The organism is Sinorhizobium sp. P24N7 (assembly GCF_042436655.1).
GTDB lineage: Bacteria > Pseudomonadota > Alphaproteobacteria > Rhizobiales > Rhizobiaceae > Sinorhizobium > Sinorhizobium meliloti_A.
Window position 1 is genome coordinate 73,787 of sequence record NZ_JBHMIW010000022.1, and the last position, 24,173, is coordinate 97,959.

Annotated in this window: 21 protein-coding genes; 15 read left to right on the plus strand and 6 right to left on the minus strand. The window is 63.2% G+C overall.

What is annotated here, in order from left to right; genetic code table 11:
• Positions 1–7: 7 nt before the first annotated feature.
• From ACFHWW_RS29860 to ACFHWW_RS29880, 5 genes are all read right to left on the minus strand, one after another.
• Positions 8–826, minus strand: coding sequence for a carbohydrate ABC transporter permease (locus ACFHWW_RS29860; RefSeq protein ID WP_018096058.1), 819 nt, complete (start codon positions 824–826; stop codon positions 8–10).
• Entirely contained in the window at positions 823–1,719 is an 897-nt protein-coding gene (locus tag ACFHWW_RS29865; RefSeq protein ID WP_018096059.1) for a carbohydrate ABC transporter permease, read from the minus strand. Before ACFHWW_RS29865 ends, ACFHWW_RS29860 begins: the two co-directional genes overlap by 4 nt.
• Before the next feature lie 94 nt (positions 1,720–1,813).
• A complete protein-coding gene (locus tag ACFHWW_RS29870; RefSeq protein WP_379942843.1) occupies positions 1,814–3,088 on the minus strand; it encodes an ABC transporter substrate-binding protein in 1,275 nt (424 codons plus the stop codon).
• A gap of 261 nt (positions 3,089–3,349) precedes the next feature.
• A complete protein-coding gene (locus tag ACFHWW_RS29875; protein WP_379942845.1) occupies positions 3,350–4,408 on the minus strand; it encodes a LacI family DNA-binding transcriptional regulator in 1,059 nt (352 codons plus the stop codon).
• A gap of 70 nt (positions 4,409–4,478) precedes the next feature.
• Positions 4,479–5,420 (minus strand): AraC family ligand binding domain-containing protein, encoded by a 942-nt coding sequence (locus ACFHWW_RS29880; protein WP_379942847.1) that lies wholly within the window; start codon positions 5,418–5,420, stop codon positions 4,479–4,481.
• A gap of 195 nt (positions 5,421–5,615) precedes the next feature.
• On the opposite strand from ACFHWW_RS29880, the gene ACFHWW_RS29885 reads away from it, so the two are divergent.
• The 15 genes from ACFHWW_RS29885 to ACFHWW_RS29955 all read left to right on the plus strand — a co-directional run bounded on the left by ACFHWW_RS29885 (position 5,616) and on the right by ACFHWW_RS29955 (position 23,266).
• Positions 5,616–7,088, plus strand: coding sequence for an alpha-glucosidase/alpha-galactosidase (locus ACFHWW_RS29885; RefSeq protein WP_379942849.1), 1,473 nt, complete (start codon positions 5,616–5,618; stop codon positions 7,086–7,088).
• Positions 7,089–7,377: 289 nt separating this feature from the next.
• The gene (locus ACFHWW_RS29890; RefSeq protein WP_100671077.1) at positions 7,378–9,459 is read left to right on the plus strand and encodes an ABC transporter substrate-binding protein; all 2,082 of its coding nucleotides are present in this window, start codon (positions 7,378–7,380) and stop codon (positions 9,457–9,459) included.
• Between the two features lie 117 nt (positions 9,460–9,576).
• Positions 9,577–10,590: an ABC transporter permease gene (locus ACFHWW_RS29895; RefSeq protein WP_379942851.1), complete on the plus strand. Its 1,014-nt coding sequence runs from the start codon at positions 9,577–9,579 to the stop codon at positions 10,588–10,590.
• Entirely contained in the window at positions 10,587–11,714 is a 1,128-nt protein-coding gene (locus ACFHWW_RS29900; protein ID WP_379942853.1) for an ABC transporter permease, read from the plus strand. Before ACFHWW_RS29895 ends, ACFHWW_RS29900 begins: the two co-directional genes overlap by 4 nt.
• Before the next feature lie 11 nt (positions 11,715–11,725).
• Entirely contained in the window at positions 11,726–13,396 is a 1,671-nt protein-coding gene (locus tag ACFHWW_RS29905) for an ABC transporter ATP-binding protein (protein ID WP_379942855.1), read from the plus strand.
• 19 nt (positions 13,397–13,415) lie between these two features.
• On the plus strand, positions 13,416–14,789 hold the full coding sequence (locus ACFHWW_RS29910; protein ID WP_018096068.1) for an alpha-glucosidase/alpha-galactosidase: 1,374 nt from the start codon (positions 13,416–13,418) through the stop codon (positions 14,787–14,789).
• Between the two features lie 201 nt (positions 14,790–14,990).
• Positions 14,991–15,611, plus strand: coding sequence for a DUF992 domain-containing protein (locus ACFHWW_RS29915; RefSeq protein ID WP_379942857.1), 621 nt, complete (start codon positions 14,991–14,993; stop codon positions 15,609–15,611).
• Between the two features lie 191 nt (positions 15,612–15,802).
• Positions 15,803–16,723, plus strand: coding sequence for a phenylacetic acid degradation operon negative regulatory protein PaaX (paaX, locus tag ACFHWW_RS29920; protein ID WP_379942859.1), 921 nt, complete (start codon positions 15,803–15,805; stop codon positions 16,721–16,723).
• 203 nt (positions 16,724–16,926) lie between these two features.
• Positions 16,927–17,925: a 1,2-phenylacetyl-CoA epoxidase subunit PaaA gene (gene paaA / locus ACFHWW_RS29925; protein WP_379942861.1), complete on the plus strand. Its 999-nt coding sequence runs from the start codon at positions 16,927–16,929 to the stop codon at positions 17,923–17,925.
• A gap of 19 nt (positions 17,926–17,944) precedes the next feature.
• Positions 17,945–18,229 carry a 1,2-phenylacetyl-CoA epoxidase subunit PaaB gene (paaB, locus tag ACFHWW_RS29930; protein ID WP_379942863.1) on the plus strand — a complete coding sequence of 95 codons (285 nt, stop codon included), beginning with the start codon at positions 17,945–17,947 and terminating at the stop codon, positions 18,227–18,229.
• The gene (gene paaC / locus ACFHWW_RS29935; RefSeq protein ID WP_379942865.1) at positions 18,229–19,014 is read left to right on the plus strand and encodes a 1,2-phenylacetyl-CoA epoxidase subunit PaaC; all 786 of its coding nucleotides are present in this window, start codon (positions 18,229–18,231) and stop codon (positions 19,012–19,014) included. Before paaB ends, paaC begins: the two co-directional genes overlap by 1 nt.
• A 9-nt stretch (positions 19,015–19,023) precedes the next feature.
• Entirely contained in the window at positions 19,024–19,548 is a 525-nt protein-coding gene (paaD, locus tag ACFHWW_RS29940; RefSeq protein ID WP_379942867.1) for a 1,2-phenylacetyl-CoA epoxidase subunit PaaD, read from the plus strand.
• 24 nt (positions 19,549–19,572) lie between these two features.
• Complete coding sequence (gene paaE / locus ACFHWW_RS29945) at positions 19,573–20,649, plus strand: 1,2-phenylacetyl-CoA epoxidase subunit PaaE (protein ID WP_100671091.1); 1,077 nt, start codon at positions 19,573–19,575, stop codon at positions 20,647–20,649.
• 50 nt (positions 20,650–20,699) lie between these two features.
• On the plus strand, positions 20,700–22,766 hold the full coding sequence (gene paaZ / locus ACFHWW_RS29950) for a phenylacetic acid degradation bifunctional protein PaaZ (protein ID WP_379942870.1): 2,067 nt from the start codon (positions 20,700–20,702) through the stop codon (positions 22,764–22,766).
• A complete protein-coding gene (locus ACFHWW_RS29955; protein ID WP_018096076.1) occupies positions 22,766–23,266 on the plus strand; it encodes an acyl-CoA thioesterase in 501 nt (166 codons plus the stop codon). The genes paaZ and ACFHWW_RS29955 overlap by 1 nt, the downstream gene beginning before the upstream one ends.
• Positions 23,267–23,355: 89 nt before the next feature.
• Here ACFHWW_RS29955 and paaG read toward each other — a convergent pair whose 3' ends face one another.
• Positions 23,356–24,147 (minus strand): 2-(1,2-epoxy-1,2-dihydrophenyl)acetyl-CoA isomerase PaaG, encoded by a 792-nt coding sequence (gene paaG / locus ACFHWW_RS29960; RefSeq protein ID WP_102763743.1) that lies wholly within the window; start codon positions 24,145–24,147, stop codon positions 23,356–23,358.
• Positions 24,148–24,173 lie beyond the last annotated feature (26 nt).

A 24,173-nucleotide genomic window follows, 5' to 3' on the forward strand; every position in this document is an offset into this window, starting at 1 on the left:
ATCGTTCCTATTTGACTGAGCCCAGCATGCCCTGGACGAACTGGCGTTGCATGAAGAAGAAAACGGCTAGGGTCGGCAATGTCGCGAGAATCGTCCCGACCATGACCACGCCGTAATCGGGGTAGTAGGCGGAGGCGAGCGACGAGATGACCAGCGTGATCGTCTTGGTTTCGTTGGTCTGGAGCACGATCAGCGGCCAGAGATAGTTGTTCCACGCGGTCATGAAGACGATGACGAAGGCGGCCGCATAGGTCGAACGCATGACCGGTACGTAGATGAAGAGGAAGATCTGCCATTCCTTGAGCCCGTCGACCTTGGCCGCGTCGCGGAGCTCGGAGGGGAAGGCCTTGGTGCTCTGCCGGAAGTAGAAGATGACGAAGGCCGAGCCGATCGTCGGCAGGACGACGGCGAGATGCGTGTTGATGAGACCCGCCTTGCCCATGATGACGAAGAGCGGGATCATCAGCGCGGCGAAGGGGATCATAAGGGTGAGCAGCATCGCCCGGTAGACGCGCTCGCGTCTTCGCGAGCGGAACATCTCGAAGCCGTAACCGGCGAGCGAGGAGACCGCGAGCGTGAGCACGGTCGCAAGGATCGCGATCTTCGCCGAGTTCCAGAAGACGAGCGGCACGTTTACCAGCGTGAAGAAGTTGCCGACATTGGTGGCAAAGGCTGCGCCCGGCAGGAGCTTGCCCTTGATGATGTCTATCGATGAATTGGTTGCGCCGAGCACCATCCAGATGAACGGAAAGACGGAGAGGAAGGCCATCAGGCCGAGGAAGCCATAGGTGGCCGCCATTGCCGCGAAACGTCCAAATCCGTTCATCGGTCACGCTCCCTTGCTGCGAAGAACTGCACGAAGGCGAGGAGCGCGACGAGGACGACGATGACATAGGAGACCGTCGCCGCATAACCGAGATTCGGCATGAAGCGGAAGGTCAGGTTGTAGATGTAGAGCGACAAGGTGAGCGTGGCATTGGACGGGCCGCCCTTGCCCTCGGTCAGGTTGTAGACCTCGTCGAAAAGCTGCAGCGTGCCGATCGTCGAAATGACTGTCGTGAAGAGGATGACGGGCTTCAGCAGAGGGATGGTGAGGTGGGTGAAGCGCGCCCAGGCCGGAACGCCGTCGATGCGCGCCACCTCGTAGATCGACCTGTCGATGTTCTGAAGCGCCGCAAGATAGAAGATCATGTTGTAGCCGGTCCAGCGCCAGGTGATGGCAAGAATGACGAGAACCTTCGCCCAGAAGGGATGCGTCAGCCACGGAATGGGCGAGGCGACGAGACCGATCGCCTGGAGCGTCGAATTGACGATCCCGTCGGTTGCGAACATGCCCTTGAAGAGCACCGAATAGGCGACCAGCGAACTGACGCAGGGCAGGAAGATCGCCGTGCGGAAAACCCCTCGGCCCACGAGCCGCGGGTTGTTGAGGAGCGACGCCAGGATCAGCGCGAGCAGGATCATGATCGGCACCTGCACGACGAAATAGGTCATCGTGTTGGTGAGGGCCTTGATGAAGACCGGATCGTTCCAGAGCCGAACGATGTTCGCGAAGCCCGCGAACTTCATGGTCATGCCGCGGCCGGACTGGAACGACATCCAGAGGGACCACGCGATGGGATAGACCATGAACAGGGCGATCAGCCCGAGGGCCGGCGCGACGAACAGCCAGCCATTGACGTCGTAATATCGGCCGATACCGCGGCGCGCTCGAACCATGTTCCCCTCCTGGAAGGCCGGACAGCCGGAAATTTGGCCGCGGCAAGAGCCGCGGCCGGAAACAGCGGGCGCATGCCCGCCGCCATCCACCGCATCACTGGATCTGTGCGCTGACCTCGGCCTCGATCGCCTGCAGCACCTCGTCGACCGGTGTGCCCTGCGTCACGGCCGGGAGTTGCGCAGTGACGGCGAGGTCCGCCTCGTTGGTGAAGATGCCGTAATTGACCGAGGGGACCTTCGCCAGCCAGTCGGAGAAGTTCTGCCAGACCTTCTCGCCGCCGAAGAAGGGGTCTGCCGCCTCATAGGCCGCGCCGCCGCGGGCGGCGAGCAGCGAGCCGACCGCACCGCGGTCCTGGAGGATCTTCTGATAGAAATCGATGTCCTTGGCGTAGATCTCGTTCAGGAAGTCGATGGCCTCCGCCTTCTCCTCGGAGCTTTCGAGCACGTACCAGCTGGAGCCGCCGAGATTGGAGGCATGCGTCGCGCCTTCGATCGAGAGCGCCGGAATGGGGGCGACGCCCCAGTTGCCGGACTGGTCCGGCTGCGCTTTGACGGTGCCGGTGATCCAGACGCCCGTGACGACGGTCGCGACGTCGCCGGAGGTGAAGGTGCCCACCCAGTCGGACCAGCCGTTGGCAGGCTTGTAGATATTCGCCTGCATGATCTTGCCGATGGTTTCGAGCGCCGCCTTCAATGCCCCATTGCCGGTGATGTTCGGCTTGCCTTCCTTGTCGAAATACCATTGCCCGGCCGACTGCATGATGATGCGCACGAGACCGGCGTCGTTCGGGTCGAGGCCCATCATCTTCTTGCCGGTCTTCTCTTCGACCTGCTTTCCGATCTCGATGAAGCGGTCCCAGGTGAGATCCTGCATGTCCTGCGGCTTGAAGCCGGCGGCTTCCAGATAATCCTTGCGGTAATAAAGACCCGTGACGCCGGAATCGAAGGGCATTCCGTAGACTTGCCCGTCGAGCGTCATGAGCTCGACCTTGTAGGGGGCGAAACCGGAATAATCGACGGTGCCGGACAAAGGCGCGAAGGCGCCCGGGAAGGATTGAAGGTATTTCTGAGCGCCGTAATCCTCGATGAGCACGATGTCGGGGAGCGCGTCGGCAGTGCCGGACGAAAGCCCGGTCTGCAGCTTCTGCTCGACGTCGAGCTTGGCGAAATCGACGATGTTGAAGGTGATGTCCGGATGCGTTTTCGTATAGCGGGCGCCCGCCTCCTTCATGATCGCGACATTGAAATTCGGGTCCCAGCACCAGATGGTGATTTCCTTGGCCTGCGCCGCGGTAACCCCCAGGAAGCTTGCGCCCGCGAGAGCCAGAGCGGCGATACGCGGCAGATAGGCACGCGCCTGAATGTCCATTGTTTCCTCCCGAAATCGTGTTCCCCGAGACAGTCCTCTCTGTCCCGGCGGCGAGTATTTCTCAAAACTCGAGTGGGCGCAATTATTTTCAGTAAATTTTTACTTGGCACTTGCGACGCGTGCTTTGAAAGCACGTGAGCCGTCACGCTCGCGCCTGGCGGCGCCCGATGCGCTATTGCCAGCGTGAATGGCGGCGATGGGCTACACGCGACTTTGCGGGTATCGCCACGACGGGGTCGCGTTGATTTCGCCCCGGGATTTTTAGAACCGGCCCGCCATGTCATCTTCCTTGTTCGCTGTCTCGGCCGGTGCCGGCGTGCTGCCGCGCCAGACGATTTCCGTGCCGAAAACCACCTTCTTGGCGACCTCTCGGCCCGAAAGGCGCTCCAGCAGCAGGTCGACGGCGGTTTCGCCGATGAGCTCCGCCGGAATCTTCACCGTGGAAAGCGGCGGCCCGAGAAACTGCGCGACCGGAATGTCGTTGAAGCTCGCGACCGCGATATCTTCGGGAATTCTGAGCCCCATCTCGTGGATGGCCCTGTAGGCGCCCAGCGCCATATTGTCGTTGCAGGTGATGAGGATCTTCGGTGGATTGGGCTTCGATAGCATCGCCCTGGCAAGCTTGTAGCCGCTGTCGGGCGTCATCGGCTCGACCATGCACAATTCCGGATCATAAAGCCCGGCCTTGGTCATCCAGTCGATATAGGTGCGGCAACGGCGCTCCGAATGGATGTTGTCGGGCCCGTAGAAAGCGTCGATCCAGCCGATGAAGCCGATGCGCCGGTAGCCCATGGCATGCACCGCCTCCAGGAGCCGGGTCATCGCCAGCGACACGTCGCTGAGCACGGTGTCCTCCATGTCTCCGGCCGGTGCGTAATCGGCAAAGACGAGGTGGCGGCTGTGGCGGCGCAGCCATTCGAGCTCGTCGCCGTAATAGTGGCCGACGGCCACGACCCCGGAGGCGCCCTCCAGGATCGTCGCTTCCGGAGGGTTGCCGGTGAGGAAGACCTTGACGACTTCGCTCTTCAGCGCCTGGCAGCGGCTTTCGATGCCGAGGCGGACGCCGACATAGTAGGGATCGGCGAGTTCCTGGGCGGGGTCGAGAAAATGCACGAGCGCGATCTTCAGCCCGACGCCGACGCCATGCGCTCCGGCGCGGCTGCGATTGCGCGGCGTCGCATAGTTGAGCGCCTCCGCCGTTTCGATGATCGCCTGGCGTTTCCTGTTCGAGATCGACAGCGTCGGGTCATAGTTGAGGACGCGTGAGACGGTTGCCGACGATACGCCGACGGCCGACGCGATTTCCTTGATTGTGACCATTCGGTTCCGCCTGTCCTTCTGCCGTGCCGCGCTCGAGTATCCTGTTTAGTAAATTTTTATCGCGGCTTTTTCAATCGCTAGCCGCAGCCAAGGTGGTCACGGATTCGTTGGTCCTCGCATTGCGGCCTGTGGTAGATACGCTCGCATACATGCCTGTGGTGCGGAACTCGGTCGGGCTCGCGCCGAAGACGCGGCGGAATACCTTGGCGAAGTAGTTGGGGTCCTCGAAGCCGGACAGGATGGCGACTTCCTTGACCGGCAGGTCCGCGGTCTTGGTCAGCAGCTTTACCGCCCTTTGCAGGCGCTTCTGCAGCACGAATTCCGCCGGCGGCATGCCTTCGCTGGCGGCGAAGACTCGGGAGAAATGGGCGCGGCTCAGGCCCGAAATGCGCGCGAGCTCCTCGACCGGAAGGGGCTTGTCGAGATTGCCCAGAACATGATCGATCACGTGCTGCATCTTCCGGTATTCCTCACTGAGGACCGGATGCGATCCGAACACGTCGTCATAAAGCGCCATTGCCGCCTCATAGGCGATCGCCGAGGCGCTGCCCGGGGTGTCGCCGCCGGCCATGAGGCGCAGGCTGCAGTCGGCAAGATGTTCGACGGTTTCCGGCTGCAACCTTATGATGGGACCGGTGACGGCGAGAATGGCGCGGTGGATCCTCAGCGCCTCCTCGCCGTTCATGGAGATCCAGAAGAACTCCCAGCGCCCGCCTTCCTCAAGCCAATAGCGATGATTGTGGGGCACGAGCAGGAGCAGCGTCTCGCCCGGACGCACGCGGTGACTGCGGTTTTCATATCGCAGGTTGCCGGCCCCGCCGATCGTGTACTGCAGCACGGTGAACGGGGTTTGGCCGCGCTTGCGACCGTCCCAATCGTAGCTTGCATCGGTCCTGATCTCGTAGCCGGTGCTCGTCGGCATGGTGTGCAGGTTCTGGCGTCCCCGCGGCAGCGAGACCGTCCGCATCGCGGGTCCCCGGGCGATCAGTTGCTGCAGCATAGAATTACCCATGAAAGCACAATACCTCTCTAGTCGTGCATCCGATTATACACATAATGCCCCCAGATCGCGCAAGACATGCGGTTGCCACGGCGTTTGACGAGGGTTTGCCGAGGAGGGCACCGCTTCGCCGATCCCGGCCAGTTCAATGAATTGATTTTACCCTTTTAGCGCGAAGGTCGCAGTCTGAGGAGGAATAGCACGGCCATGGCCAGCTTTAAGATCGCCATCATCGGCGCCGGCAGCATCGGCTTCACCAAGAAGCTCTTCACCGACATCGTTTCCGTGCCGGAGCTCCGGGACGTCGAGTTCGCGTTGACGGATCTGAGCGAGCACAACCTCGCCATGATCAAGTCCATCCTCGACCGGATCGTCGAGGCGAACAAACTGCCCACGCGGGTAACCGCGACGATCGACCGCCGCAAGGCGCTGGAGGGCGCGCGCTACATCATCAGCTGCGTGCGCGTCGGCGGCCTCGAGGCCTATGCCGACGATATCCGCATACCGCTGAAATACGGCGTCGACCAATGCGTCGGCGACACGATCTGCGCCGGCGGCATTCTCTACGGTCAGCGCAACATTCCGGTGATCCTCGATTTCTGCAAGGACATCCGCGAAGTGGCCGAGCCCGGCGCCAAGTTCCTCAACTATGCCAACCCGATGGCGATGAACACCTGGGCGGCGATCGAATACGGCAAGGTCGACACGGTCGGTCTCTGCCACGGCGTCCAGCACGGGGCCGAGCAGATCGCCGAGATTCTCGGCGCCAGGGAAGGCGAGCTCGACTACATCTGCTCCGGCATCAACCACCAGACATGGTTCGTCGATATCCGCCTCAACGGCCGCAAGGTCGGCAAGGACGAACTCGTCGCCGCCTTCGAGGCGCATCCCGTCTTTTCAAAGCAGGAGAAGCTTCGGATCGACGTGTTGAAGCGCTTCGGCGTCTATTCGACCGAAAGCAACGGACACCTGTCCGAATACCTGCCCTGGTATCGCAAGCGTCCGGACGAGATCTCCAGATGGATCGACATGTCGGACTGGATCCATGGGGAGACCGGCGGGTATCTCCGCTATTCGACCGAGACCCGCAACTGGTTCGAGACCGAATATCCGCGCTTCCTCGAAGAGGCGGGCCGGCCGCTGGAAACGATCAGGCGCTCGAACGAACATGCGAGCCGCATCCTCGAAGCGCTGGAGACGGGTCGGGTCTATCGCGGCCACTTCAACGTCAAGAACGACGGCGTGATCACCAACCTTCCGGCGGATGCGATCATCGAATCGCCCGGCTTCGTCGATCGTTTCGGCATCAACATGGTGGCAGGCATCACATTGCCTGAGGCCTGTGCGGCCACCTGCATCTCGTCGGTCAACGTCCAGCGCATGTCCGTTCATGCGGCGATCACCGGCGACATCGATCTTCTGAAGCTCGCCGTGCTGCACGACCCGCTGGTCGGCGCCATCTGCACGCCGGAGGAAGTCTGGCAGATGGTCGACGAAATGGTCGTCGCGCAGGCCAAATGGCTGCCGCAATATGCCCATGCGATCGACGCTGCCAAGGAAAGGCTCGCCCGCGCTACGGTCGCCACCCGGGAGTGGAAGGGCGCCGCTCGGCGCGAAGTGCGCTCGATCGAGGAGATCCGCGCGGAGAAGGAAGCGGCGAAGCTGCGCGTGGCTGGGTAGAAGAGTGGCTACCTCTGCCCGGAATTGCCCCTCACCCTAACCCTCTCCCCGCAGGCGGGGAGAGGGGACTTCGGCGAGCGCTGCTAGTCCCCTTCTCTCCACTCGCGGGGAGAAGGTGGCCGGCAGGCCGAATGAGAGGCAATCCCCCGGTCGGGGCGGATAGCAGGGCAAAGCGCCCGCAAATTGAGGTAATGCGCGAGGTCACCTGCGTGAGGAGACGCGAGTGCCACGAAGGAAGAGGAGCGCCGGCCGCGCCGGCCCGGCGAAGACAGGAGGGAGAACCTGGGACATGAAAACGCATCGACTGAATATGACCGCGAGCCTGCTGATCGGCATATCCGCCTTTGCCGTGCAGGCCTTCGCATCCGAGCCGACCGTGGTGCCGGAGCAGCCGCCCTTTCCCGCGCAGGGCAAGGTCACCTATGTATCGCGCGATTCCATTCTCGAGTTCAAGGCGCTGCCCGAATACAGGGAGCCCGAATGGGTCACCGAGAAATTCGTCAAGGCCGGCAAGCTGCCGCCGGTGGCCGAGCGGCTTCCGAAGGAACCGATGGTCTACAAGACCGGCAACATGCCCGACGGCATGGGCGTCTATGGCGATGTCATGCGCCACGTGATCGGCGGCCGGCCGGAAGGCTGGAATTACAGCGCAGGCCAGACTCAAGGGTGGGGCGGCATCGACATCGGCATGTTCGAGTGCCTGACGCGCACCGCGCCGCTCTTCCAGGTCGAGGCGGACGATATGGAGCCGCTGCCGAATCTCGCGAAAAGCTGGGATTGGTCGGAGGACGGACGCAAGCTGACCATGCATCTGATCGAAGGCGCGAAATGGTCGGACGGCGATCCCTTCGATGCCGATGACGTCATGTTCTACTGGGAGGACAATGTCCTTGACTCGAGCGTTTCACCCTTGAACGGGGCGACGCCCGAAACCTTCGGCGAGGGCACGACGCTCAAGAAGATAGACCAGTATACGGTCGAATGGGCTTTCAAGGAGGCCTTCCCGCGCCAGCATCTTTTCGCGATGGCCTACGGTACCTTCTGCCCCGGCCCGTCGCATATCCTCAAGACCAAGCATCCGAAATATGCCGGCACGACCTACAACGAATACAAGAACGGCTTCCCCGCCGAATATATGAACCTTCCGGTGATGGGTGCATGGGTGCCGGTCGCCTATCGTCCTGACGACATCATCGTGCTGCGCCGCAATCCCTATTACTGGAAGGTCGACGAGGCCGGCAATCAGCTCCCCTATCTGAACGAAGTCCATTACAAGCTGTCGACCTGGGCCGACCGCGACGTGCAGGCGATCGCGGGTTCGGGCGACATTTCGAACCTCGAACAGCCGGAAAACTTCGTGGAATCGCTGAAGCGCGCCGCCAATGAGAGCGCCCCGGCGCGGCTTGCCTTCGGTCCGCGCGTCATCGGCTATAACATGCACATGAACTTCTCCGGCAATGGCTGGGGAGACCCGGACGAACGCGCTAAGGCGGTGCGAGAGCTCAACCGCAACCTGGACTTCCGCAAGGCCGTCACCATGGCGGTCGACCGCAAGAAGCTTGGCGAAGCCCTGGTGAAGGGTCCCTTCACGGCGATCTATCCGGGCGGGCTTTCCTCCGGCACGAGCTTCTACGACCGGAACTCCACCATCTACTACCCCCACGATCTCGAAGGCGCCAAGGCGCTTCTCGAAAAGGTGGGGCTCAAGGACACGGACGGCAACGGCTTCGTCAATTTCCCGGCCGACAAGCTTGGCGGCCGCGACGTCGAAATTGTTCTGCTCGTCAATTCCGACTACAGCACCGACCGTAATCTTGCCGAAGGGATGGTGGGGCAGATGGAGAAGCTCGGGCTCCGGGTCGTCCTCAATGCACTCGACGGCAAGCAGCGGGACGCCGCCAATTATGCCGGCCGCTTCGATTGGATGATTCATCGCAACACGGCCGAATTTGCTTCCGTGGTGCAGAACACGCCTCAGCTCGCCCCGACCGGCCCGCGCACGAGCTGGCATCACCGCGCTCCGGAAGGCGGCGAAGTCGATGTCATGCCCCACGAGCAGGAGCTCGTCGACATCGTCAACAAGTTCATCGCCAGCAACGACAATGACGAGCGAACGGAGCTGATGAAGCAATACCAGAAGGTAGCCACCACCAATGTCGATACCGTCGGCCTGACGGAGTATCCGGGCGCGCTGATCATCAACAAGCGCTTCTCGAACATTCCTCCGGGCGCGCCGATCTTCATGTTCAACTGGGCGGAAGACACGATCATCCGCGAACGGGTCTTCGTTGCCGCCGACAAGCAGGGCGACTACGAACTCTATCCCGAGCAGCTTCCCGGCAAGCCGGGCGAAAGCGGCCCGATCAACTGAAGCTGAACCGCCTCCGCCGGCTCCGAGGAAAGGAGCCGGCGAGGGTGCAAGCCCTTCACGCCGCCGAGAGCCGATGCAGGCATGGCTCTCGCGGAACTCGAGACAGAAGGAAACGGCATGTTCAGATTTCTGCTTGTCCGAATCGCCTCTGCCATTCCGGTGCTGCTCGTCCTGAGCGTGGTGACCTTCGGCATCATCCAGGCGCCGCCGGGAGATTACAGCGACTACATCCGTTCGCAGCTCATCAATCAGGGCGGCGCTTCTTTCGAGGAGGCGGATGCTCAGGCGCAGGCCTACCGCAAGGAGCACGGCCTCGATAAGCCGCTGCCGATCCAGTACGTCGACTGGATAACGGGCATCGTGACGCGAGGCGATTTCGGCCACAGCCTCTACTACAACAAGCCCGTGGCCGACGTGGTCGGCGAGCGCCTGCCGCGAACGCTGGCGCTGGCGCTCGTCTGCCACATCCTGGCGTCGGTGATCGGCATCGCCTTCGGCATCATCGCGGCGACGCGGCAATATTCCTGGATAGACAGTCTGCTTTCGACCGTATCGTTTCTCGGCATGACGGTGCCGCGCTTTCTCATGGCGCTGATCATCGTCTATATCCTCGTCTTTCATTTCAATGTGAGCGAGATCAACAGCTTCCATTCCGCCCGCTATGGCGGGGCGCCCTGGTCCTGGGACAAGTTCGTCGACCTGGTCAAACATGTCTGGCCGGTCGTGGCGATCGCCACCTTCGGCGGGCTCGCCTACAATATGCGGGTGATGCGGGGCAATCTCCTTGATACGCTGAACGCGCAATATGTCGAAACGGCACGCGCCAAGGGCCTGAGCGAGGGTGCGGTCGTCATGCGCCATGCGGTGCCGAACGCTTTGCACCCGCTGATCATGTACCAGGGCGTCGTGCTTCCCTACATGCTGACCGGCGAGATCGAGACGGCGATCATCTTCGCGCTGCCGACCGTCGGGCCGGCGATCGTCGGTTCCATGTGGGTGGGCGACGTCTATGTGACGGCGACATTCATGCTGGTCCTCTCCGCAACGCTGATCGTCGGCAACATCATCGCCGACATGATACTCGCCGCGCTCGATCCGCGCGTGCGCATGGGAGGGGGGGTATACGCATGACCGTCGAAGCCGAAGGAACTCTTCCGGTGGCGATCGAGCCCGGGGAAAAACACCACCACGAGAGCTACTCCGCCCTCGTCTGGCGGCGGCTGAAGCGTTCGTGGACCGGCCTGCTTGGCCTTGTCCTCGTCTGCCTCCTGATCCTGATGGCGGTCTTTGCCGAGTTCCTGTCGCCCGTCGATCCGAAGGGGACGGATGTGGCCTTCGCGCAGCCGCAGACGATCAGCTTCCGGGACAAGGAGGGCAATTTCGTCTTTCCGCCGAGGAGCTATCCGGTGCGGGAGACGGAGGAGCTCGATCCGGTCACCTTCCAGCCGATCATCGGACCGGATTACGACAACCCGCAGGTTCTCGGCTTCTTCGTCAAGGGCGCACCCTACAGGCTCTTCGGGCTGATCCCCGCCGAGCGGCATCTGTTCGGCGCCGTCGACGGTACGCCGGTGCATCTGCTCGGCACCGACAAATTCGGCCGCGACGTGCTGTCCCGCATCCTCTACGGCTCGCGCATCTCGCTGATGATTGCTCTCACCGTCGTCTTCATCGTCACCGTGGTCGGGACGACCGTCGGCATGGTGTCCGGCTATTTCGGCGGGCGCTTCGATGCCTGGGTGCAGCGTTTCGTCGAGCTGGTGCTCGCCTTTCCGCAGTTGCCGCTCTATCTGGCGCTCGCCTCGCTGATCCCGGTCACCGCACCGACCAACGTCTTCCTCGCCTTCGTCATCATCGTGATGTCCGCGCTCGGCTGGGCGCAGATGTCGCGCGAGGTGCGCGGCAAGACCCTGGCGCTTGCCCGGATCGAATATGTGCGGGCGGCGATCGCCATCGGCGCCACGGACCGGCGCATCATATTCCAGCACATCTTCCCGAACGTGATGAGCCACGTCATCGTCGCGGTGACGCTCGCCATCCCCCATGTGGTGCTGCTCGAATCGTTCCTCGGTTTCCTCGGCTTTGCGGTCAAGCCGCCGCTGATCTCCTGGGGGCTGATGCTGCAGGACACGGCGAATTATTCCGCGATCGGTTCCTATCCCTGGATCCTCTCGCCCGTCGCCTTCGTGCTCGTCACCGTTTTCGCCTTCAATGCGCTGGGCGACGGCCTGCGCGACGCAATCGACCCCTATTGAGGAGCATGCCGATGGTAACGATCGAAAGTGTTGTCCCGGCACCCGAGGAACGGCGCGACCGCGATACGAAAGATGCGAGGCCGGTGATCGATGCCCGAAAGGTGGCTGTATCCTTCAAGGTCGAGAACGGCACGGTCGAGGCGGTGAAGGACGTCTCCTTTCAGCTTTACCGCGGCGAGACGGTGGCGATCGTCGGCGAATCCGGCTCCGGCAAGTCGGTGACGGCGCGCACCGTCATGGGGCTCTTGTCGAAGCGCGCTACGATCGCGCCGCAGGCGCGCATCGAATATGACGGCAGGGACGTGTTGAAACTCTCGAAGAGAGAGCGCCGGGCGCTGCGCGGCGATCGTATCTCGATGATCTTCCAGGAGCCGATGAGCTCGCTGAACCCGGTCTACACGATCGGCAGCCAGATCATCGAAGCGATCCGGGCGCATCGCCGCGTCAGCCGGCGCGCCGCCGCCGAGCGGGCGCTGGAGCTCTTGCGTCATGTCCAGATCCCCGACCCGGAAGCACGGCTCAACCAGTATCCGCATCAGCTTTCCGGCGGTCAGCGCCAGCGCGTGATGATCGCCATGGCGCTTGCCAACGATCCGGACGTGCTGATTGCCGACGAGCCGACCACGGCGCTCGACGTGACGGTGCAGGCGCAAATTCTCAACCTCATCCGCAAGCTGCAGCAGGAGCTCGGCATGGCGGTGATCCTGATCACCCATGACCTGACGGTGGTCCGCCAATTCTCCGATTACGTCTATGTCATGCAGCTCGGCGAGGTGAAGGAACACAATACGACGGAGGCGCTGTTTGCCGATCCGCAGCACGCCTATACGCGGCGGCTGCTTTCCTCCGAACCCTCAGGTTCTGCCAATCCGTTGCCGGACGACGCGCCGATCCTGCTCGACGGCCGCAATGTCCGTGTCTCCTTCACCCTGAAGAAGGGCGGGTTCTTCAGGCCGGAATTCAAGGAGCTCGTCGCGGTCGACGGGCTCAGCCTCAATCTTCGCCGGCACGAAACGCTCGGCCTGGTGGGCGAGTCCGGTTCCGGCAAGACCACTTTCGGTCAGGCGCTGATCCGGCTTCTCAACACCGATGGCGGCGAGATCTATTTCGAAGGCGAGCCGATCCACGACAAGGACCGCAAGGGCATGCGGCCGCTTCGCTCGAAGATCCAGATCGTCTTTCAGGATCCCTTCTCCTCGCTCAACCCGCGAATGTCGGTCGGCCAGATCATAGAGGAGGGTCTGATCGTCAACGGCATCGGCGAAAACCGCAAGGACAGGCTGAAGCGCGTCGAGGACGCGCTCGTCAGCGCCGGCATGCCCTCGAACATCCTTTCGCGCTTCCCGCACGAATTCTCCGGCGGCCAGCGCCAGCGCATCGCGATCGCCCGCGCCGTCGCGCTGGAACCGGAATTCATCCTGCTGGACGAGCCGACTTCGGCGCTCGACCTCTCGGTGCAGGCGCAGATCATCGAACTCCTGCGCCGGCTGCAGGACGAGCGCGGCCTGAGCTATCTCTTCATCTCCCACGACCTGAAGGTCGTGCGCGCTCTCTGCCACCGCGTGGTCGTCATGCAGGAAGGCAAGATCGTCGAAGAGGGGCCGGTGAGCGAAATCCTCAACAATTCCAAGACTGCCTACACGAAGCGGCTGGTTAAGGCCGCCTTCGAAGTGGCCGCGTGAATCAAACAGAGGCTATCCCATGACGAGACGACCCAGGATTACTTTCATCGGCGCCGGTTCCACCGTTTTCATGAAGAACATCATCGGCGACATTTTGCAGCGGCCGGCGCTTTCGGCCGCGACCATCGCCTTGATGGACGTCAACCCCGAGCGGCTCGCCGAAAGCGAGATCGTCGCCGGCAAACTGGCGCGCACTCTGGGCGCCGATGCCAGGATCGAAACCCATTCGAACCAGCGCAAGGCTCTGGAAGGAGCGGACTTCGTCGTCGTCGCCTTCCAGATCGGCGGCTACGAACCCTGCACCGTCACCGATTTCGAAGTGCCCAAGAAATACGGGCTGCGTCAGACGATCGCCGACACGCTGGGCGTCGGCGGCATCATGCGCGGGCTCCGCACCGTGCCGCATCTGTGGAAGATCTGCGAGGACATGCTCGAGGTCTGCCCCGAGGCGATCCTTCTGCAATATGTGAATCCGATGGCGATAAACACCTGGGCGATCGCCGAGAAATATCCGGCGATCAAACAGGTGGGCCTCTGCCATTCGGTGCAGGGCACGGCCTTCGAGCTTGCCCGGGACCTCGACATTCCAGTCGAAGAAATCCGCTACCGCGCCGCCGGCATCAATCACATGGCGTTTTATCTGAAGTTCGAGCACCGTCAGAAGGACGGCAGCTATCGCGATCTCTATCCGGACCTGATCCGCGGTTACCGCGAGGGCCGCTTCCCGAAGCCCAGCCACTGGAATCCGCGGTGCCCGAACAAGGTGCGCTACGAAATGCTGACGCGGCTCGGCTACTTCGTCACCGAGAGCTCGGAGCATTTCGCCGAGTACACGCCCTACTTCATCAAGGACGGGCGCCCCGATCTGATCGAGAAATTCGGCATTCCGCTCGATGAATATCCAAAGCGCTGCGTCGAGCAGATCGAGCGCTGGAAGGGACAGGCGGCCGCCTTCAAGGAAGCCGAGACGATCGAAGTCGCGGAGAGCCGTGAATATGCCTCCTCGATCATGAATTCGGTCTGGACCGGCGAACCTTCGGTCATCTACGGCAACCTCAGGAACAATGGCTGCATCACCTCGCTGCCGGAAAACTGTGCGGCGGAAGTGCCCTGTCTCGTCGATTCCTCCGGTATCCAGCCGACCTATATCGGCGCCTTGCCGCCGCAGCTCACGGCCCTGATCCGCACCAACATCAACGTCCAGGAGTTGACTGTACAGGCGCTCGTCACCGAGAACCGCGAGCACCTCTATCACGCGGCGATGATGGATCCGCATACCGCCGCCGAGCTCGATCTCGACCAGATCTGGTCGCTCGTTGACGATCTGCTGGCGGCGCACCGCGACTGGATTCCGGAATGGGCGCGTGTGACGAAGAAGGTAGCGGCCGCCTGATTTCTTCTCCCGGTCAGGCGACCAGACGGCCCCGGAACCGATCGGTTCCGGGGCCGCATCGTTATGCGGACTGGCGCAACCGCGCACTCGAGATTTCTGGGTTTTCAGGGTGAAGACCTAAGACCGGGCGCAAGCCCGTAGTCCAATAGACGTGGTCTGGGAGATGTGGGACAGCGGCTATACGGAGCGCACGCAGGCAAGATGTTTTGCGACAGGCAGCGCTTTCCGAAACTGGTCTTAGCGGCTTCAAGCCTGCTTTCGACAATGCCTGACTCAAAGGCCGTAACCCACAGTAAGGAAGCTTTAATGATTGAACGATTCCGTAACGTCCTGATCCGCGCGACAGTTGGCGGCCTCGCTTTCAGCGCTATCGCAGTGTCCGGCGCGACGGCCGAGGAGGCCAAGGGGCAGGCTCAGGCCGAGTTCGTAAAACGCGGCACACTCTCCTGCGACATTGCGGCAGGTATCGGCCTGGTCGTGGGTTCGTCGAAAGCCCTGACGTGCGTTTTCGAAGCAGACGGACAAAAGTCGCCTTACAAATATAGCGGCACGATCGACAAGCTGGGCCTCGATATCGGCGTAACGGCGGAGAGCCGCGTCGTGTGGTCGGTCTACGCGAAGCCGAAAACCAAGCTCAAGGGCGCTCTTGCCGGCAACTATTCCGGCCTTTCTGCCGAATTCGCGGCCGGGCTCGGGCTGGGCGCGAAATCCCTGGTCGGCTCGAAAAAGGAAATCGCGCTGCAGCCGGTGAAGATTGACGGCCAGACCCGACTGAATGTCGCTGTTGGAATTGCCAGCGTGAAGTTGACCCTGGTGAAATAAACGGCGCGAGGCCACCCGCCGCATTGGCCCCGCCGGTTGCGAACACCGCAACAGGCTGGCACCGTTCACGCCAGCGCCGCGCATCTGATCAGACGCGCGGCGCTGGCTTGCTTTGATCTGCTGCATGTTTTTGTTCTTTAATCGGCTACGGTTTAAAAACACGCAGCGGGTGGGGCTCGGAAGGCGGTCGGATGCAGGCGAATGGCGAAAGTTCGGCAGAGCAGGGCTCTAGGATCATCCGGGCAATTCTGGATGAAACGCCGCTCAGGGCCGCAAGCTTCATCGTTACCATCTATGGCGACGTGGTGGAGCCGCGCGGCGGCGCGATCTGGATCGGCAACCTGATCGAGATCTGCGCCGGCGTCGGCATCAGCGAGACGCTTGTGAGAACCGCCGTATCCCGTCTTGTCGCCGCCGGCCAGCTCGCCGGAGAACGGGAGGGACGGCGCAGCTTCTATCGGCTGACGGATGCCGCACGCGCGGAATTCGCCGCGGCGGCGCAGGTGATCTTCGGACCTCCGGAGGAAGCGAGCTGGCACTTCGTGCAGCTGATGGGTTCGTCGGCCGAGGAGCGGATGCAGGTGCTCGAGCGCTCAGGTCATGCGCGCCTTGGCCCCCGGCTCGCGGTCGGCGTGCGGCCGTTCCCGAGTGCGATCATGCCCGCCGTGGTCTTCCGCGCGGAGCCTGCCCAGGGCGCGAGCGAGTTGAAGGCGTTTGCCTCGAGCTGTTGGGACCTCGCACCTCACGCGCAGGCCTACCGGCGGTTCCTTGCCTGCTTCGGCAGGCTCGCCGATCTTCCGGATACCGCAAGGGCGATTGCTCCCGCTGAGTGCCTTTCTGCACGCCTACTCATGGTACACCAGTTCCGCTTCGTGACGCTCCGCGAGCCGCGCCTGCCAGCCGAAATTCTGCCCGCCGATTGGCCGGGCGACGAGGCCCGCCGCCTGTTCGCCCGGCTATACCGCTGCCTGTCTCTCCAGGCGGACCTGCATGTCGGGCGGAACTGCGTCACGCTCACCGGTCCGCTGCCGAAGGCGACCGGCGCGACGGAGCATCGGCTTCAAATGCTGAGCGGCGAAACTGCGCCTGGGAAAGCCGACGGCCCCGGTTAACCTGCCGCGCTCCTTCGTTCCTCATTCTGCGACGCGTACGAAGACGGGCGAAAATACCCGCGCCATCTCATTCATTAAATGTCACAGAAAAATGTATAAATGACGTTGAAGTGTGACATGTCCTGCGCTAAATTCTAACCGATCGGTCAAAAGGAACTGCATCGACATCACTCCCGAACGCCTCCGGCGGAGGAGAGAGCAGCATGTATGCTCAAATGGTGAAGACGGATGCCCCTCGGGTCAAAAGCCGCAACGATATGGACCCGCAAGAGCGCGCTTTCCAGGAGCGGATCGACGCGGGTCAGAAGATCGAGCCGAAGGAATGGATGCCCGAAGGCTATCGCAAGACGCTCATCCGCCAGATCAGCCAGCACGCCCATTCCGAGATCGTCGGCCAGCTTCCCGAAGGCAACTGGATCACCCGTGCGCCGACGCTGGAGCGCAAGGCGATCCTGCTCGCCAAGGTTCAGGACGAGGCGGGGCATGGTCTCTACCTCTACTGCGCCGCCGAGACGCTGGGGGTGAGCCGCGACGCGCTTTACGAGCAGCTCCATTCCGGCAAGGCCAAGTATTCGTCGATCTTCAATTATCCGACGCTCAGCTGGGCGGATATCGGTGCCATCGGTTGGCTCGTCGACGGCGCGGCCATCATGAATCAGGTCCCGCTGCAGCGCTGTTCCTACGGCCCCTATTCGCGCGCGATGATCCGCATCTGCAAGGAAGAGAGCTTCCATCAGCGGCAGGGCTACGACATCCTGATCAAGATGATGAAGGGCACGCCTGCCCAGAAGGCCATGGTGCAGGACGCGCTGAACCGCTGGTGGTGGCCGTCGCTGATGATGTTCGGCCCGTCGGACGACGCCTCGGTCCACTCGGCCCAGTCGATGGCCTGGAAGATCAAGCAGAACTCCAACGACGAACTCAGACGGAAATTCGTCGACCAGACGGTACCACAAGCCGAATATCTCGGACTGACCATCCCCGATCCGGATCTGAAGTGGAACGAGGAAAAAGGCGGCTACGATTTCGGCGAGCCGGACTGGAACGAATTCTTCGAGGTGATCGTCGGCAATGGCCCCTGTAATGCCGAGCGCCTCGGCGCGCGCAGGACGGCCTGGGAGGACGGCGCCTGGTTCCGGGACGGCCTGACGGCACATGCCGAAAAGGCCGCTCGTCGCGCGCAGCCGGTCGCCGCCGAATGAACATCGGGAGCGAAACGTTATGTCCAGCGAATGGCCCCTCTGGGAAGTCTTCATCCGCGGCCAGCACGGCCTGAGCCATCGCCATGTCGGCAGCCTGCACGCGCCGGATGCCGAAATGGCCATCAACAACGCCCGTGACGTCTACACCCGCCGCAACGAGGGCGTCAGCATCTGGGTGGTGCGTTCGTTCGACATAGCGGCAAGCGCGCCCTCGGAAAAGGGCCCTTTGTTCGAGCCTGCGAATGCGAAGGTCTACCGGCACCCGACTTTCTTCGATATTCCGGATGAGGCAGGGCATATGTGATGGTTCAGGCAACCGCGATGCAGGCGGCCGTCGACCGGGCCGCGCTTTTCGATTTCCTGCTCGGCATGGGCGACAATACGCTGATCCTCGGCCATCGCCTTTCGGAATGGTGCGGCCACGCCCCGGCTCTCGAAGAGGACATCGCGCTCGCCAACACGGCTCTCGACCTCATCGGCCAGACGCAGCTCTGGCTCGGCCTTGCAGGCGAGGTCGAGGGAAGGGGCCGCAGCGCGGACGATCTTGCCTATCTCCGCGACGTGCGAGACTTCCGCAACCTGCTGCTTACCGAGCGGCCAAACGGCGGTTACGGCGAGACGCTGATGCGCCAGTTCCTGTTCGATGCATGGCACTATCTCGCACTGAAAGGCCTTCGCAGCTCCCGCGAGCCGCGCATTGCCGGGATAGCCGAGAAGGCGTCGAAGGAGGTGGCCCATCATTTCGAACGGAGCCGCGATCTCGTGATCCGCCTCGGCGACGGAACGGCGGAAAGCCACGCCTGCATGCAGGAGGCGCTGGACGATCTCTGGCCCTATACCGGCGAGATGTTCGTGAGCGAGGCGCACGACCTCGCCCTTGCGGCTGCCGGCGTCGCGCTGGAACCGGAGAGCTTGAGGGCCGATTGGGAGGCGCTGGCCGCCGAGACACTTCGCGCGGCGACGCTCGAAAAACCGGAGGACCGCTATATGCACGGGGGCGGCAAGCGCGGCCTCCATACGGAGCATCTCGGTTATGTGCTCGCCGAGATGCAGTTCCTGCAGCGCGCCTATCCCGGCGCCAGCTGGTAGGAGGCTCGCATGGCAACGGCGATACGCCCCTCGATCGCGGATGTGTGGCACTGGCTCTCGCAAGTGCCGGACCCGGAAATTCCGGTCATCTCCGTGACCGACCTCGGCATCGTCCGCAACGTCGGCTGGGATGGTGAAACGCTGGTGGTGACGGTGACGCCGACCTATTCGGGCTGTCCCGCCACGGCGGTCATCAATCTCGATATCGAGCGGCAGCTCAAGGAGAACGGCATCGAGAGTGTCAGGCTCGAACGCCAGCTCTCGCCCGCCTGGACCACCGACTGGATCAGCGCCGAGGGCCGCGAAAAGCTTGAAAGCTACGGCATTGCGGCTCCCGTCGACGGCACCGGAGCCGAGGGCAGGCTGTTGAAACAGATCGAAGGCCTCTCGGGCGGCGCGGCGCAGACGGTCTCCTGTCCGCGTTGCGGCTCCGCCCGGACCGAAAAGGTCAGCCAGTTCGGATCGACGCCCTGCAAGGCGAGCTATCGCTGCCGGGACTGTCTGGAGCCCTTCGATTATTTCAAATGCATCTGAATGCGAGGCGGGAAGAACGCTCACATGGCACGCTTTTATCCTCTTCAGGTCATCGAGGTCCGGCGCGATACGCGCGATGCCGTGGTCGTGACGCTCGAGCCGCGCGAGGAGGACCGCGCTGCCTTCGATTTCAAGCAGGGGCAATATCTGACGTTCCGCCGCCTCTTCGGCGGCGAGGAACTGCGCCGTTCGTATTCGATCTGCGCCGGTCTCGACGAAGGCGCCCTGAAGGTGGGCATCAAGCGCGTCGATGACGGCTGCTTCTCCAGCTGGGCGAATGAGGAGCTCGAGCCCGGCGACACGCTGGAAGCCATGCCGCCGATGGGGGCCTTCTTCACGCCTATCGAGCCGGAGGCCGCCAGACACTATCTCGGCTTTGCGGGTGGCAGCGGCATCACGCCGGTGCTCTCGCTCATCAAGACGGTGCTCGCGCGGGAGCCGCGGTCCGCATTCACGCTTGTCTATGCCAACCGCCACTTCAGCTCGATCATGTTCCGCGAGGAACTGGACGACCTCAAGAACCTCTATCTGGGGCGGCTTTCCGTCCTGCACGTCCTCGAGAACGAAGCCCAGGAGGTCGACCTGTTCAGTGGGCGGCTCGATCAGGAAAAATGCACTGCCCTCTTCCGCAGCTGGATCGATGTGAGGTCGGCCGATACCGCCTTCATCTGCGGGCCTGAGCCGATGATGCTCGCGGTTGCCGCAGCACTTCGCGCGCATGGCCTTGGCGACGATCGGATCAAGTTCGAGCTGTTCGCCGCCTCCCAGCCCGGCCGTGCCCGGCGCAAGGTCGAAAGCGCCGCCGGCGCCGATAGCCGGGCGCGCTGCGAGGCGACCGTCACACTCGACGGCGCCACGCGCAGCTTCACCTTTCCGAAAGAGGGGCTGAGCCTGCTCGAAGCGGCGCTCGAAAACAGAATGGACGCGCCGTTCGCCTGCAAGGCGGGGGTCTGCTCCTCATGCCGCGCCAAGGTGCTGGAAGGCGAGGTGGAGATGGAGAGCAACAACGCGCTCGAGGACTACGAGGTAGAGCAGGGCTATGTGCTGACCTGCCAATCCTATCCGCTCAGCGACCGGATCGTGGTCAGCTACGATCAGTGACCGCCGATGCCGAGCCGACGCTGAAGCTGAACTGACGGGAGGACCATCCGATGAACGCAGTGGCGGACCGGCCGCGCCGGCTCGAAAGCTATATCGCCGGCACCTGGATGCGCGGAGCGAAGGACGGCGTGACCCTTTGCGACGCCGCGACCGGCGCGCCGGTGGCGCTCGTCGATTCCGGCGGCATCGATTTCGCCGCCGCGCTTGCCTATGGACGCGAAAAGGGCGGGCCGGCGCTTCGCCGGATGTCGTTCCACGAGCGGGCGATGATGCTGAAGGCGCTTGCCCAGGTACTGATGGAGCGCAAGGAGGAATTCTATGCGCTCTCCACCGCCACCGGCGCCACGCGTGCGGACAGCTGGATCGACATCGAAGGCGGCATCGGGACACTTTTCTCCTATGCCTCGAAGGGCAGGCGGGAGCTACCGAACAGCCGCGTCCTCCTTGACGGCGGCGTCGAGGCGCTGTCACGCGACGATACGTTTTCCGCCCAACATATCCTGACGCCGTTTCAGGGCATCGCGGTGCACATCAATGCCTTCAACTTTCCCTGCTGGGGCATGCTCGAAAAGCTCGCGCCGACGCTGCTGGCGGGGATGCCTGCAATCGTCAAGCCTGCGAGCCAGACCGCCTATCTCGCCGAGCTGGTGGTGCGGCGGATCGTCGACGCCGGTTTGCTTCCGGAAGGCGCGCTCCAGCTCGTCTGCGGCTCCTCGGGCGATCTTCTGGATCATGTCGGCGACCAGGACGTGGTGACCTTCACCGGTTCGGCCACGACCGGGCGCAAGCTCAAGACCCATCCCGCGATCGTCGGCAATTCGGTGCGCTTCACCATGGAAGCCGATAGCCTCAATGCGGCTGTCCTCGGGCTCGATGCGGCCCCTGGAACGGAGGAATTCGATCTTTTCGTCCGCGAAGTCGCCCGCGAGATGACGTCCAAGGCCGGGCAGAAATGCACGGCCATTCGCCGGGTGATTGCGCCGCGGGCCCATTGCGACGCGCTGGTCGCTGTTCTCGGCGAGCGGCTTGCCAAGGTTCCGCTCGGCGACCCCGCCGACGAGAACGTGCGGATGGGGCCGCTCGCAAGCCTCGGCCAGCGCGAAGAGGTGAGGGCGCGCATCCGCGATCTCACAACGGATGCAGAGATTGTTGCGGGCGATCCGGCAAGGCCGCAGCTCGTCTCCGGCGATGCGGAGGCGGGGGCTTTCCTCAATCCCGTTCTTCTCTATTGCGATCGTCCCGGCGCAGCGCGGTCGGTTCACGACGTCGAGGCCTTCGGCCCCGTGAGCACGATCATGCCCTATGATACGGCGGAAGAGGCGGTTGAACTCGTCCGGCGCGGAAGGGGGAGTCTCGTCACCTCCGTCTTCACCAATGATCCCGATATTGCGCAGGAGCTGGTGATCGGCATGGCGCCGTTCCATGGCCGCGTGATGATCGGCAACCGCCTGAGCGCGAAATCTTCGACCGGGCACGGCTCGCCCTTGCCGGGCCTCGTCCATGGCGGCCCGGGCCGGGCGGGCGGCGGCGAGGAACTGGGCGGGATGCGGGGCGTCAGGCACTACATGCAGCGCACGGCCGTTCAGGGCGCGCCAGGCCTCGTCTCGGCGGTCACCGGCCGCTGGATGGAGGGTGCGCCGGCCCGAGCCGGGGGCGAGCACCCCTTCCGCAAGTCGCTGGCAGAGCTGCGGGTCGGCGACCAGATCGTCACGGCGACGCGCACCGTCAGGCTCGAGGACATCGAGCATTTCGCCGAGTTCACCGGCGATACGTTCTACGCGCATATGGACGAGGAGACCGCCCGCGCCAATCCGTTCTTCGACGGCCGCGTCGCGCATGGTTATCTCGTCGTTTCCCTGGCCGCCGGTCTCTTCGTCGATCCCGCCCCGGGGCCGGTGCTCGCAAATTACGGCGTCGACGGACTGCGCTTCCTGGCTCCCGTCTATCCCGGCGACACGCTTCGGGTTCGCCTCACCTGCAAGGAGATCAGTCCGCGAATGAATGCCGACTATGGGGAGGTGCGATGGGACTGCCGCGTCTCCAACCAGACTGGCGCAACCGTCGCGCAATATGATGTATTGACCATGGTGGCGAAGACCGGAAGCGGGGAAGAATGATGACGGAGCAGGAGACGCGGCATCTGGTGATGACCGTCCTGATGACGCCGGACATGGCGAATTTCAGCGGCAAGGTGCATGGCGGTGCGCTATTGAACCTGCTCGACCGAGTGGCCTTCTCCTGCGCGTCGCGCTTTTCCAAGCAATATGCGGTGACGCTCTCCGTCGACCAGGTGATCTTCAAGGAGCCGATCCATGTCGGCGAACTCGTCACCTTCCGCGCGGCGATCAACTATGCCGGCCGTACCTCGATGGAGGTCGGAATAAGGGTGGAGGCGGAAAACATCCGGGCGGGCACGCGGCGGCACACCAATTCCTGCTATTTCACCATGGTCGCCGTGGACGAAGCGGGCCGTCCCGTCACGGTCCCGGAGTACCATCCGGAGACGGCAACCGAAAAACGCCGCCACCAGGCGGCCGAGCTGCGCCGCACGCTTCGGCGGGAATTCGCCCATCGGCTGAAGACGGTCGCGGAAACGGGGCGGGATGTTGGGGAGTAGACGGACTCCGATCGGATGGCGTCGATACCCTCTCCGCCCTGCCGATCCAATTCAGAGGGGGTGCCCGGCGTCAAGGTCCGCCGCATCGGTCACCGACCGCTGAATTTCGGGTTGCGCTTCTCCAGGAAGGCTGCCACGCCCTCTGCATAGTCGGCGCTGCGGCCGGCTTCGCGCTGCAGGTCGCGTTCGAGGTCGAGTTGTTCGTCGAAGGAATGGGCGGCGGCGGCGTGGATCGCGCGCTTGGTCAGACCGAGCCCCCTGGTCGGCCCGGCAGCGAGCCGCACGGCAAGTGCGGAGGCCTCGTCCATCAGTGCCGCGTCGTCGACGGCGCGCCAGATCAGGCCCCAGCTCGCCGCCGTCTCTGCGTCCAGCGGTTCGGCCGTCATCGCCAGCGCCTTGGCTCGCGCCTCGCCGACGAGCCGCGGCAGGCTCCAGGTTCCGCCGGAATCGGGCACCAGTCCGATTTTCGCGAAGGCCTGGATGAAGCGGGCGGAGCGGGCGGCAAGCGTGATGTCGCAGGCGAAGGCGATGTTGGCCCCGGCCCCCGCGGCAACCCCGTTGACGGCGCAGACGACGGGCTTTTCCAGGCTTCGGATCAGCTTCAGGAGCGGATTGTAGAAGGTCTCGATCGTGTGACCGAGGTCCGGCGTGCCGCCCTTGCGGGGATCGCGGTCGCCGAGATCCTGGCCCGCGGAAAAGCCGCGCCCGGCTCCCGTCAGCATCACGGCACGCACATCGTCGTCCGATCCGGCGCGCTCGAAGCCGGCGCGCAGTGCGAGATGCATTTCCTCGTTGAAGGCATTGAGCTTGTCGGGTCGGTTGAGCGTCAGGCGCAGGACGCCGGCTTCAAGCGCCGACAGTACGGTGTCGGAATCGGACATGTTTCCTCCCTGCACCCTCTGGTTCC

Excerpts from the sequence above, each read along its gene's own strand:
- ACFHWW_RS29860 (WP_018096058.1), bottom strand. The coding sequence starts at position 826 with ATGAACGGATTTGGACGTTTCGCGGCAATGGCGGCCACCTATGGCTTC.
- ACFHWW_RS29865 (WP_018096059.1), bottom strand. The coding sequence starts at position 1,719 with ATGGTTCGAGCGCGCCGCGGTATCGGCCGATATTACGACGTCAATGGC.
- ACFHWW_RS29870 (WP_379942843.1), bottom strand. The coding sequence starts at position 3,088 with ATGGACATTCAGGCGCGTGCCTATCTGCCGCGTATCGCCGCTCTGGCT.
- ACFHWW_RS29875 (WP_379942845.1), bottom strand. The coding sequence starts at position 4,408 with ATGGTCACAATCAAGGAAATCGCGTCGGCCGTCGGCGTATCGTCGGCA.
- ACFHWW_RS29880 (WP_379942847.1), bottom strand. The coding sequence starts at position 5,420 with ATGGGTAATTCTATGCTGCAGCAACTGATCGCCCGGGGACCCGCGATG.
- ACFHWW_RS29885 (WP_379942849.1), top strand. The coding sequence starts at position 5,616 with ATGGCCAGCTTTAAGATCGCCATCATCGGCGCCGGCAGCATCGGCTTC.
- ACFHWW_RS29890 (WP_100671077.1), top strand. The coding sequence starts at position 7,378 with ATGAAAACGCATCGACTGAATATGACCGCGAGCCTGCTGATCGGCATA.
- ACFHWW_RS29895 (WP_379942851.1), top strand. The coding sequence starts at position 9,577 with ATGTTCAGATTTCTGCTTGTCCGAATCGCCTCTGCCATTCCGGTGCTG.
- ACFHWW_RS29900 (WP_379942853.1), top strand. The coding sequence starts at position 10,587 with ATGACCGTCGAAGCCGAAGGAACTCTTCCGGTGGCGATCGAGCCCGGG.
- ACFHWW_RS29905 (WP_379942855.1), top strand. The coding sequence starts at position 11,726 with ATGGTAACGATCGAAAGTGTTGTCCCGGCACCCGAGGAACGGCGCGAC.
- ACFHWW_RS29910 (WP_018096068.1), top strand. The coding sequence starts at position 13,416 with ATGACGAGACGACCCAGGATTACTTTCATCGGCGCCGGTTCCACCGTT.
- ACFHWW_RS29915 (WP_379942857.1), top strand. The coding sequence starts at position 14,991 with ATGTTTTGCGACAGGCAGCGCTTTCCGAAACTGGTCTTAGCGGCTTCA.
- paaX (WP_379942859.1), top strand. The coding sequence starts at position 15,803 with ATGCAGGCGAATGGCGAAAGTTCGGCAGAGCAGGGCTCTAGGATCATC.
- paaA (WP_379942861.1), top strand. The coding sequence starts at position 16,927 with ATGTATGCTCAAATGGTGAAGACGGATGCCCCTCGGGTCAAAAGCCGC.
- paaB (WP_379942863.1), top strand. The coding sequence starts at position 17,945 with ATGTCCAGCGAATGGCCCCTCTGGGAAGTCTTCATCCGCGGCCAGCAC.
- paaC (WP_379942865.1), top strand. The coding sequence starts at position 18,229 with ATGGTTCAGGCAACCGCGATGCAGGCGGCCGTCGACCGGGCCGCGCTT.
- paaD (WP_379942867.1), top strand. The coding sequence starts at position 19,024 with ATGGCAACGGCGATACGCCCCTCGATCGCGGATGTGTGGCACTGGCTC.
- paaE (WP_100671091.1), top strand. The coding sequence starts at position 19,573 with ATGGCACGCTTTTATCCTCTTCAGGTCATCGAGGTCCGGCGCGATACG.
- paaZ (WP_379942870.1), top strand. The coding sequence starts at position 20,700 with ATGAACGCAGTGGCGGACCGGCCGCGCCGGCTCGAAAGCTATATCGCC.
- ACFHWW_RS29955 (WP_018096076.1), top strand. The coding sequence starts at position 22,766 with ATGACGGAGCAGGAGACGCGGCATCTGGTGATGACCGTCCTGATGACG.
- paaG (WP_102763743.1), bottom strand. The coding sequence starts at position 24,147 with ATGTCCGATTCCGACACCGTACTGTCGGCGCTTGAAGCCGGCGTCCTG.